This is a genomic window from Terriglobia bacterium, from assembly GCA_020073205.1.
Classification (GTDB): domain Bacteria; phylum Acidobacteriota; class Polarisedimenticolia; order Polarisedimenticolales; family JAIQFR01; genus JAIQFR01.
Genome location: JAIQFR010000130.1, coordinates 1 through 10,650, shown reverse-complemented (window position 1 = coordinate 10,650; position 10,650 = coordinate 1). Strand labels below are relative to the sequence as shown.

Annotated in this window: 7 protein-coding genes; 5 read left to right on the top strand and 2 right to left on the bottom strand. The window is 67.2% G+C overall.

Annotation, left to right across the window (positions count from 1 at the left end; genetic code table 11):
- Window positions 1-323: 323 nt before the first annotated feature.
- Window positions 324-2,429: a hypothetical protein gene (locus LAO51_18300; GenBank protein ID MBZ5640694.1), complete on the bottom strand. Its 2,106-nt coding sequence runs from the start codon at window positions 2,427-2,429 to the stop codon at window positions 324-326.
- 516 nt (window positions 2,430-2,945) lie between these two features.
- Here LAO51_18300 and LAO51_18295 point away from each other — a divergent pair.
- From LAO51_18295 to LAO51_18280, 4 genes are all read left to right on the top strand, one after another.
- Window positions 2,946-3,197 carry a hypothetical protein gene (locus LAO51_18295; GenBank protein MBZ5640693.1) on the top strand — a complete coding sequence of 84 codons (252 nt, stop codon included), beginning with the start codon at window positions 2,946-2,948 and terminating at the stop codon, window positions 3,195-3,197.
- Window positions 3,198-3,486: 289 nt separating this feature from the next.
- Entirely contained in the window at window positions 3,487-6,600 is a 3,114-nt protein-coding gene (locus tag LAO51_18290) for a hypothetical protein (GenBank protein ID MBZ5640692.1), read from the top strand.
- Window positions 6,601-7,710: 1,110 nt separating this feature from the next.
- Window positions 7,711-8,376, top strand: a complete 666-nt coding sequence (locus LAO51_18285) for a hypothetical protein (GenBank protein MBZ5640691.1) — start codon at window positions 7,711-7,713, stop codon at window positions 8,374-8,376.
- A 38-nt stretch (window positions 8,377-8,414) separates the two neighbouring features.
- On the top strand, window positions 8,415-8,840 hold the full coding sequence (locus LAO51_18280) for a hypothetical protein (protein ID MBZ5640690.1): 426 nt from the start codon (window positions 8,415-8,417) through the stop codon (window positions 8,838-8,840).
- Window positions 8,841-8,925: 85 nt separating this feature from the next.
- Here the strand turns inward: LAO51_18280 and LAO51_18275 are convergent, their stop codons facing one another.
- Window positions 8,926-9,198: a DUF2934 domain-containing protein gene (locus tag LAO51_18275; GenBank protein ID MBZ5640689.1), complete on the bottom strand. Its 273-nt coding sequence runs from the start codon at window positions 9,196-9,198 to the stop codon at window positions 8,926-8,928.
- 197 nt (window positions 9,199-9,395) lie between these two features.
- Here LAO51_18275 and LAO51_18270 point away from each other — a divergent pair, with 197 nt between their 5' ends.
- Window positions 9,396-9,713: a hypothetical protein gene (locus tag LAO51_18270; protein ID MBZ5640688.1), complete on the top strand. Its 318-nt coding sequence runs from the start codon at window positions 9,396-9,398 to the stop codon at window positions 9,711-9,713.
- The last annotated feature ends 937 nt before the right edge of the window (window positions 9,714-10,650 follow it).

Sequence of the window (10,650 nt, the reverse complement as noted above, 5' to 3'; positions counted from 1 at the left end):
TTGAGGGGGTTGGTGAGAGCGCGGCGCGCGACCACGTCGAGGTTGGGGAAGCTTCGATGCGGCGTGGCACTCGGAGCGCGCCGGGAGAATCAGATGTGGAGGCGTCTGAAGCCAGGGTAAGCTGTTGTGAGGACAAGACCTAACGGTCGCAGAAACCGGCGTTCGGAACCGCTGGAATCGGCGACCTGGGCCGAAACGACGCGGCGAGTCCCCCGAGGGACTCGCCGCACGAACCGTCAGCCTCGTGTGGAATGCTCCACGTCCCTTGAAACTCGACTCCTTTCCCACGGGCGTCGCCCGCGAATCGAGGAACCGAGGGCCCGTCAAGGCGAGTAGGAACCGCTGGGGCCCTCCGCACCGCTCATCCCGATGTTCGTCACGAGGAAGAAGCGGCGTGGGTCGCCGAGGCCCACGGTCGCGCTCGGAGACATGCCGCTCCAGACCTCGTCGAAGGGGGGGTCGTCGGGGAACGAGCCCGTCCCGCCGCTCGGCCGTGCGCTGGTGGCGCCGCGCAGCCGGTACTGGCTTTGGTACGGATCGTCGGTCGGCGTCCACGCGAACGTTACGAAGCCGTCGCCCTTGCTGGCGAGGATGCCGACGACGTCCTGCGTGGGCGTGGCGCCGAGACAGAAGTCGATGCCTCTGGCCTCGTTTCCGGGCAGGACGATGACCGGCGTGAAGGCCGGCGGCCGCCCGAGGCTCCAGCATTGCGGCGACGCGCCCGGCGAGGGGGGCTGGCACACGCGGAGCTCGGGCAAGAGGTCCGCGCCGGGCAGCCCCACGACTCGATAAGTCCCCTCGGGTGCGTTCCAGTCCATATATCCGAGCCCGCAGCCGTGGCTGATCCCGTCGTCGACGAGGACCCAGGGTGTCCCCCCAAGGGTCTCCGTGCACCCCGATTCTTGGGAGAAGACGCTGCCCGAGACCTCGGCCGCGCCAGGGTGAACGCGGATGTCGATGCCTGACGCGACCGCGGCCGCATCCGGAACAGGGATCGGCGCCCCCTCGCACGCGAAAAGGGTCCCCGGTTCGGTGCCGTTCCACGCGACCGGAACGTAACTGCTCGTCTCGTAGAACGCAGCGCCGGCCACGTAGCCCGTCCCGTTCGGCGCCACGCGGAGACGGTAGGATCCGTCGGCGCACGTGCGGGCGTACGCCAGCGTCGCGCCAGTGTACGGGACCTCGAACGCCTGCACGCCGAGCTGCGCGATCGGATCGCCCGTCTGGGCGTCCAAGACCCTGCCGGTGATGGCTCCCGCATCCAGGATGTCGACGTCTCGATGGACGTCGTCCGTGCCGACGACGATGTCGGACACGTTGGCGTCCGCGAACGACGCGTCGTCGTCCATCGAGGTTCTCAACTGGTAGGTCTGATTGGCCGGGACGACGAGCGCAAAGCTCCCGTCGCCTCCGGCGGACTTCTCGTCCACCGTGCCGCAGCAGGCGTACTGCGGCGATGCGCTCACCCGGATCCCGGGCAGCGGACGACCGTTCGCCGCGCGCCGGACGAAGCCGAAGATCCGAACTCCGCCGGCGAGCAAGGTGTCCGGGAGCGACTGCGGACTCGTCGCTTCGACCACAGCCCCGCGATCGTCGCGAGCGAGTGCGTCGGTGGGGGAAGGAGTCGTGCGGATCCTGACGCCACCGGGAGCGAGTAAGACCGAGAAGTACCCGTCGTCATCGGTCAGCCTCGTTTCGTACCCGGCGTCGCTTTCGAAATCCACGCGGGCGCTTGCCACGCCGGCGCCCGGCGACGATGCCTGCACGATGCGGCCATCGACCGCCGTTCCTCCTGCGAGAACTACGGGGACGGTGACCGGCGTCTCACCGAGGGTGACCGGAAACGCGCCCGGGGCCAGCACGGTGGAGACCGGCGGGAATGCGAAGATCAGGAAGTTGCCGGCCGATCCGTGGAGCGTGTACTCGCCCGCGGCACCCGACACGGTCAAGTCGATGAAGTCCACCCCATCGCACGGGTTCGGACGAAGGAGGGCGAGCATCGTTCCCGGAATCGCACCACCCGGCCCGGTAACCGTTCCCTGAACACCGTCGCTTCCCGGGTCGTAGAGGCCGGTGTCGATGCGCAAGCTGTAGGGAGGCGAATCCACGCCGTTCGCCGTGACCTTCATGTTCCCTTTCTGGGCGCCCGAAGGGACTTGGGCAGCCAGCAGGCCTCGCACCGCGTCGAACTGGACCGAGGTGGCTTCCAAGGTCGGGCTCGTCCCGTCCGAGAAGAAGACGCGGACCGGCGGAATCAGACCTTCGACCTGAAGGAGCACCTTCTCGCCCACCTGCACGTGGGACGGGGCGGAGTTCATCACCCCGGTGATTCGAGGAACGGCGGCAACGTTCGTCGTGCAGAGCACGAGCGCCACGCCGAGTGCCGCTGCGTGCGGCCAGCCTGACGCGACGGAGGCACGTCGAAGCATATCCACCTCCTGGTGAGAGCGCGGCCTTGGGTTCGCAAAGCGGCATTAAAGCAAGAGCCCTGCCTGGCGGTGCGTCAACGGGAGTGGAATTCCACCGGTGCTCGCGGTCTGCTGGAACCAGGAGGGTTGCCGGTGCGCAACCTCGTCCGCGCCTCCGCGGCTCCGTTCTCGCAGCCCAGGCGGACCGCCGCGAATCGGCAGACGCTCACATTCCTGACGCCATCGCGCGGCACGTGGAAAACGCCGCGCGTATCCGTAGATCTCGAATACACCGACTTTTTCATGCGGCAGGGGAAGTCTTCAGTCTCCAGGAATTCAGGCCGGACCTCACCTTCTCGGCGATTTGCCATCAGCTCGTGTTGGCCCGGAAGATCCTGCTTCTGTCCCGGGACCGGCCGCGGTTCTCCCGAATCGCGCCAGGTACCGAGTCTGCCGACCACGAAGCGCCCATCCCAACAGCTCCGTCCCGAGGCACCCACGGCGCTCGTGTGCTGGGGTGAGGAACGGAAGGGACCAATGCCCATCGAGCGCACGCTGCAGGGCGATGCCGAGACGAACCTGAGTTTCCCCGCCATCGACCTCGAGCCAGGGACGGATCGCTGCACGCAGGTGCGCGACATGACTCCCGCGAACACGATGGGATCAGGCAGGTTTCGCGACGCCGTGGTCGTCGGCCAGGAGAATGAGGAACTGGCAAGAGCCGAGCGCACGTTCGACGTCCAAGCGGGGTCTGAACGCAGCGTGGTCGTCCAAACCACCTCGAAGTAGCACCGTACGCCACGGTGGCCAGCTCGTCGGCGCGTTCCTCGGTGGTGCGGTACTGATGTCTTGTCCCTCGGGAAAGGCGCCCTTCGCTCCGCCGCGGCTCGTCCGCACCGCCCTCCGTCACCGCCCTGATGTGGTCGATCCCGTAGCCGGGGCGGCGGCCGGTGGGCGCCGGTAGCGAACAAGTCCTATCTCACTCGTCGCCAGGACGGACGCAATGGGTGGCGCTTCGCTTGTCTCGCGCGTCTCTCGCGCTTACGTTTAGCACGTGTGCACGCACCTGGGGGCGCCCATGCGAAGAGTCGTAGTGTGTTTCACGTTCGTCCTCGCCGCCGTGGGGCTGGTCGAGCCTGCGGTCTTCGTCCGCGAGTTGACGTTCGACGAGCGGGTCAGCGCGCAGGAAGCCATCGAGCGCGTCTGCTACTCGCACCAGATCGGCGCGACGAAGCCGTTCGACGAAGCGGTGCCGCGTGCCGTGCTCGAGCGCAAGGTTCGCGACGTGCTGCGGAAGACCGTCGCTCTCGAGACGTACTGGAAGACGCCCGTCACCGCGACGATGCTCGACCGCGAGGTCGAGCGCATGTTGCGGTCGTCGCGCCTCCCCTCGCGGCTCCAAGAACTGTTCGCGGCGCTCCACGACGATCCGTTCCTCATCAAGGAATGCGTCGCGCGCGCGACGCTCGTCGACCGGATGACACGCAGCTTCTACACGAACGACGCCGCGGGCTCCGAGCCGAAGCGATCGTGGGACGAGTGGTGGGCGAGCGTCGCGGGGACGCTACCGGTGGAGAAGGTTCACGCGGTGGCCGACGACACGGTGATCGCGCCGGCGGTTCCGGCGTCGTCGTCGAGTTCCGCCAAGTTCGCGGCCGACGGCTCGCCCTGCGTCGCCGGCGACGCTTGGGAGCGCGGGACGCTGGACGGTTTACCGTCGACCCGACTCGAGCACACCGCGGTCTGGACCGGGAGCGAGATGATTGTCTGGGGAGGCGTGGCGCCGGAATCCGCTGGCATCGGGAGCCGCTACGACCCCGCGACCGACTCCTGGACACGCATCTCCGGACTCGGAGCGCCCACCGCGCGCTCGAGGCACACCGCGGTCTGGACGGGTCACGTGATGGTGATCTGGGGTGGTTACGAACCGAGTGACTACCTCGTTGTCAACACGGGCGGCCGCTACGACCCGCTGACCGACGCGTGGTCCTCGACCTCGCTCGCCGGCGCACCCCAGGCGCGGCAGTTGCACACCGCGGTGTGGACCGGACACGAGATGGTGGTGTGGGGAGGCAACAACGGCTCGACCCTGAAAACCGGTGGGCGCTACGATCCGATCGCGGACACGTGGACGCCGACGTCGACCGTGAACGCGCCCGGTGTGCGGAGCAGCCAATTCGCCGTCTGGACCGGGCAGCTCATGGTCGTGTGGGGCGGCTCCGGCGGCGCGTCCGGAGGTCGCTACGATCCCGTGACGGACTCGTGGACCCCCGTTTCGACGGTCGGCGCCGCCGGGAGCGGCTTTGCGACGGTCTGGACCGGCAGCGTGATGATCGTCTGGGCTGGGGCCGGCTCGAGCGGTCGGTACGATCCCGTCGCGGACACCTGGACCCAGGTGACGTCCGTCGGCGCTCCGGTCACGGGCTCGAACGGGACGGCGGTCTGGACGGGCGGCGCGATGATCGTCTGGGGCGGCTACGCGAATATGGACACCAACGCCGGCGGCCGCTACGATCCCGTCGCCGACGCCTGGTCGCCGACGTCGACCGTAGGCGCACCGGCACCTCGCCGGTACCACACCGCGGTCTGGACAGGGTCCTTGATGGTGGTGTGGGGCGGCTGGGGAAGCACCCCGGGAGCAAGCGGAATCTTCGACTCCGGCGGGCGATACGACCCCGCGACCGACTCCTGGACGCCGACCTCGCGCGACGGAGCGCCGTCGCCGCGGATGAACCACTCCGCGGTGTGGACCGGCACCCGGATCATCGTCTGGGGCGGTGATGCCACCTACACGTCGAGCTTTCTCAACGACGGCGGACGGTACGATCCCGCGACCGACGCGTGGACTCCGATGTCGGGCGTCGGCGCTCCTTCGGCGCGCGCGTACCATACCGCGGTCTGGACCGGAAGCGCGATGCTGGTCTGGGGAGGGTACGGCAGCCCGTCCGTCGACGTCGGCGGACGATACGACCCGATGTCGGACACGTGGACGCCGATTTCGACCTCGGGAGCTCCGACCCAGCGCGAACGCGCGAGCGCCGTCTGGACGGGGGGCGTGATGGTCGTCTGGGGAGGAGGAGGTTTTCTCAATACCGGTGGACGATACGATCCAGTGTCGGACCGCTGGTCACCAACGACGACGGTCGGTGCGCCCTCGGGACGGATCTACCAGTCCGCGATTTGGACCGGAAGCCGCATGATCGTCTGGGGAGGCTATCTCGTGAGCGGGGGCACGTTCTACTACTGCAACTCGGGCGGCATTTACGATCCGGTGTCGGACAGCTGGACCTCGACGTCGCTGGTCGGTGCGCCCTCACCCCGCTCGGAGCACGCGGCGGTTTGGACCGGAAGCCGGATGCTCGTATGGGGCGGCTACGCTGAATCCGGGTCGGGTTCTTCCTCGTACTTCAGTTCCGGCGGGTCGTACGACCCTTCGACGGACACGTGGTCGCCCACATCGACGAGCGGCGCTCCCACGGGGAGGGCAGATCACTCCGCGGTCTGGACGGGTGCCGCGATGATCGTGTGGGGAGGCAGCGACCCCGACGGTTACCTCGACACCGGGGGCCAGTACGATCCGGTCGCGGACGCCTGGTCGGCGACTGCCATCACCGACGCGCCCGGCCCGCGTCGCTACCACACCGTGGTTTGGACGGGAAACGAGATGATCGTGTGGGGCGGCGACAATGGGGCGGGCTCCTTCGGCGACGGCGGCCGCTACGTCCCAGGAGGGTTGGGCTGCGACGACGGGAACGCGTGCACGCTCGATACCTGCGACGCCGTTCTCGGCTGCGTCCACACGCCGGTCGACGGCGTCGCCTGCAACGACGGCGATCCGTGCACGGCGCCCGACGTTTGCTCGAGCGGTACGTGCGTCGGCGCCCCCGCGCCGATGCCGCCCGATATCGGAAGTTCGGTCCGTCTCGACGGCGGTACCGCGACGGCGATCAGCTGGAGCGACCCGCCGGGGCCGTACAACGTCTACCGCGGCTTGATGGCAGGAGCGTGGACGTACAACCACACCTGCCTCGACGCGGACATCCTCGGCCCCACCACCGATTCGGGAGTACCAGACGTGGGCCGGATGTACTACTACCTGGTTTCGCGGAGAGACGATGCGTGCCACCTGGAGTCGATTCTTGGACGCGATTCCAGCGGCATGCCGGACCCGAGCCCGAGTCCGTGCCCGTGAGCGGGGACCGGATCATCTGAGGGGCGACGCCGCCGATGACTGGCCCCGGAGGGACGAGGGACACGGGGCGGCGAGGAGATGTTCTCCGGCGAACTCTCCGCGTAACGCTTGGCGGGGGCAAGGAAGCTTGCCGATCCGCCATCCCTAGTGACCCGGTAGGGTCGTGAAGACTGAGCCGGGTGGCGAGCCAGACCACCGAATTACAAACTCTTTCGACCGAGTGGTGGACTCAAAGAGGAATCCTTCCGTCCCGAAGGCCGCGGAAAACCCACGTCAGTCGCGCCCTTTTCGTCGGCCCGGTCGCCGGAACGTTTTCCGCGCCTGAGCAGTGGTTCCCGACCGCTCCCCATAGCGCCGGATCGGCGCCTTCTTGACTCTCCCACTCTCTTCGACCGGCGGAGAGCCAAATGTTCCACTTCGAGCGCGATCTGGGTATTCTCTCCGGCAGTGACCGATCCATCGGCGCACGGCCCGCGCCGCCCTTGCCAATGGGGTAGCCGGACCGCCGGAACGACGGGGAATTGTATTCACTCCTTCCCCCTCGATCGCGACCGGCGAATGCTCCCGGGCAGCGGGCGGACGTCGAGGAATTCAGCCACGCGGGCTGCGGAAGGGGAGCGTCGACCTCGGCACGAAGATAGACGCGTAAGGAGTGGTACTTGGCGATCTTGCCACAAAGCGGGCAGACGCTACCACGAACCACGACAGCTAAGATCAACCGCGAGTCAAGAGGGAGGGACCGACCGTGCGGGCACCAGCATGGACTGAAGGGGAGTTTGAGGAACTCCTCCAGGCCGGGCAGCGCAGCAGCGACGAAGTCTCACGCCTTCTCCAAAGCCGGACGGAAGGCGCTACCGCCATCGTCCAACAGGGGGTACACGCTTTCCACAAGGGGCAGAACATATCGATGTTGTCCCAGATGATGCTGCGACGGCTTCGAGACCGTGCTCGGCCGATCAACTGTCCTGTGTGCGGCAGGGCGGCGATCCGCTGAGAACGCTTGCGAGCGTGAGCAGTCGGGGACAAAGTAACCGCGGAACCCTTCTCGCCGCGCCTCGCTGCTTCGCGGGACGCGGCTGAGCGCGAACGCTACCAGCAAGCGACTTCCAGATGAACACTGTACCGGCAGATCTGCGGCTGGCCGTCGAGACCGTGGTCGCCGAAATCCGCCGACGCGTCCGAAATGGCGCTCTGCCCCTCGTTGTTGCCGTCGACGGGCGCAGTGGATCGGGAAAGTCGACCGTGGCCGAGTTGGTGGCGCCAAGGGTTCGCGCCACCATCGTGCCCACCGATGACTTCTTTGCCGCCAGCATTCCCAACTTCGACTGGGATGTCCGAACACCCGCGCAACGGGCGTCTGCCGCGATTGACTGGCGCCGCCTGCGAACCGAAGCCATCGAGCCGCTCCGCGCCGGGCAGCCCGCTTGGTGGCGGGCCTTCGATTTTGGCGCAGGGGTCCGCCCGGACGGCAGCTATGCCATGCAGCGTGATTTGACGGTGCGGTCACCGTGCCCAGTCGTCATCCTGGACGGGGCATACTCCGCTCGTCCCGAGTTGGCTGATCTGATCGATTTTGCAGTTCTCATTCAGGCGCCGGCCGCCGTGCGTCACGAGCGCCTCGCTGCGCGCGAGACGCCTCAGTTCCTTGAACTGTGGCACGCTCGATGGGACGAGGCGGAGGCGTACTACTTCGAGCATGTGCGCCCGCCGGCGACACTTGATCTCGTCCTTACGACCGGATCATTGTCGGCCCCCACGCTGGGCACTCCGACCTAGGCCCAAGACAAGCGTGGTTGAAGAGATCGTGAGGCCCGATGCGACGGCGACTGACGGCGCCACACGCGCAGCCGCGCTTCGTTGACCGCCGTCATCAGCGACTCGATGGAAGCCTCGGAAAACCGGCGGCAGAAGTCTCCTGCGGTCGTCGGGTCACCTCCCAGCTCGTAAGCGACGGCATCACGATCGTCCCGGTCGGCCAGGGATTCCGGGACATGTCGGCGCCGACCAAGGAGTTGGAGAAGCTCCTGTTGTCGAAGCGGTTGCAGCACGGCGGGAATCCGGTGCTCCGGTGGATGGCCGACAACGTGTCGGTGAGGGAGGATCCCGCGGGGAACCTGAAGCCCGACAAGGCGAAGAGCACGGGCCGGATCGACGGGATCGTGGCGACGATCGTGGCGCTGGGGCGGGCGATCGTGCGGTGCGGCGAGGGCGAGGTGCGGATCTGGGGCCTTGAGGATTGAACTCGCCGGCGTGCCGGGTTATGCGCACAGTACCGAGAGCAGGTGGGGATTGCGATCGGACCAGTGGGAGGTGCGACTCGCCGCTTCAGCACGCGTGCAGGAGGATCGCGTCAACCTCGGCTTCGGCGTCGAGCCAGTCCCGCTCGGGACTGCCGCCCCGGAACCCGCGACGCTCCGCCTTGAGATAGGCCGCCTCCGCGATCAGCTTGCGGCGCTGGTCCTGCGGAACGCTGTTGCGCGACGCGATGCCATCGACGGCGGACGCCAGCTTCGCTCCCATATCTCTCGTCACCCAGGACACGTTATTCCTCGCCGGTAAGACGGGTCCCTTCGTGCGGTTGTTGTTGTCCGACTTCATTATCAGCACCTCCGTTGGATTGACTTGTCGCGCTGGTTTGCGCGTAGTCGCCGGTCGCAAGATACTCCAACGGCCCGGCGGCTGCCATGAGTCAGCGGGCCTCCCGATCGGGCAGGGCCTCGGCGGCGACGCAGGTTTGCCGCAACTACCATCGTCGCTTCGTGTTACGATCCCGTCCTTCACGAGGAGGACCCGTCGTGCCGAAACGCCACCGCAACCCGTTCACGAATCACTTTCGCGTCATCCGCCAGTCCCTCACCGCGATCGACCGGTCGCTCGGGCGGCTCGTCGCGCTCGCGAACGGCGATGGGCGAGGCGGGTCCGCAGATCGCGAGCCGCAGAAGCTCAAGCTGAAGCTGTCACCCCAGCGCCGCGCCGCGCTCAAGCTCCAGGGTCAGTACATGGGCTACCTTCGGAACCTGAAGCCCAGGCAGAAGGCGCTGGTCAAGGCGCTGCGGAAGGAGAAGGGATTCCGCGCGGCGATTGCGATGGCGAGAAGGATGGCGGGCCAATAACGCCCCTGAGCCATCGCGAGGTGCAGGCTGGCGCGTAGGGGAGGCCGGCGCGACCCGCGAGGGGCCGTCATGGAATTGCAACCTCGCGATTCTGAGTCAATTCGACAGGCATTCCAGCCGAGGGCAGCCCGTTGCAAGCGCTACGCAGCGGCAACCGTCCCTCCCACGAGGGCGCCCCGGAGCGGTTCGATCAGGCGGCCGAGCTGTGTCGCCGGGCCGGCTTTCGACGAATCACCTTTCGCGGGGACACCGACTTCACGCAGAGACGGCACCTGGATCGTTGGGATGCGCAGGGCATCCGCTTCGTCTTCGGTTGCGATGCCAGTACGGGTGCCGGCGCAGGTGGCGCGAACGGGCCGGCGCGTGGCGTTTCGCCTGTTGTCCTGGAATCCGTGGCAGCACGTGTTCTTGCGTGGCGTCGATCAGCTTCACGGTCGAATGCAGTGCTGAACGACCGGCTCTCGCGACGACCGGGACAGGGAGGCCCGGATGGTGGTAACGGACTCGAGTACAAAACGGAAGACGGTCAGACCAACGGACGACGACGCAAGAGAACAGGGCGCAGGGCGCCCCTCCACCCCCTTTCTCTCAGCGAATCGCAGTCCCATCGGACCTCACGCCGTTTCGTAACACGCTTGTTTTGGGATTAGTAGTCGGATCGTCACCACCTTCAGATGCAAGCGAGGAAGAGAGCCCAGCGCAGAAATTCACCTTCTCGCCTGGGGGCTCCAAGCGAGCCGCGCTGGCGCACACATCCGTGTTGCCGGTCGGCCCAACAGGATCAGGCCGGAGCCGCCAGCTACAGCGGGATCGGCGGGAACAGCGGCACGCAGTGCCCAGCACCCGCACACGCCGCCAGGCACGTGTTGCAGTAAACCCTCCCGTTATCGCAGAGGACGGGGGAGCAATACATCGGGCAGATCCCGCACTTCGCCAT

Coding starts and splice junctions, on each gene's coding strand:
- LAO51_18300 (MBZ5640694.1), bottom strand. CDS start 2,429: ATGCTTCGACGTGCCTCCGTCGCGTCAGGCTGGCCGCACGCAGCGGCA.
- LAO51_18295 (MBZ5640693.1), top strand. CDS start 2,946: ATGCCCATCGAGCGCACGCTGCAGGGCGATGCCGAGACGAACCTGAGT.
- LAO51_18290 (MBZ5640692.1), top strand. CDS start 3,487: ATGCGAAGAGTCGTAGTGTGTTTCACGTTCGTCCTCGCCGCCGTGGGG.
- LAO51_18285 (MBZ5640691.1), top strand. CDS start 7,711: ATGAACACTGTACCGGCAGATCTGCGGCTGGCCGTCGAGACCGTGGTC.
- LAO51_18280 (MBZ5640690.1), top strand. CDS start 8,415: ATGCGACGGCGACTGACGGCGCCACACGCGCAGCCGCGCTTCGTTGAC.
- LAO51_18275 (MBZ5640689.1), bottom strand. CDS start 9,198: ATGAAGTCGGACAACAACAACCGCACGAAGGGACCCGTCTTACCGGCG.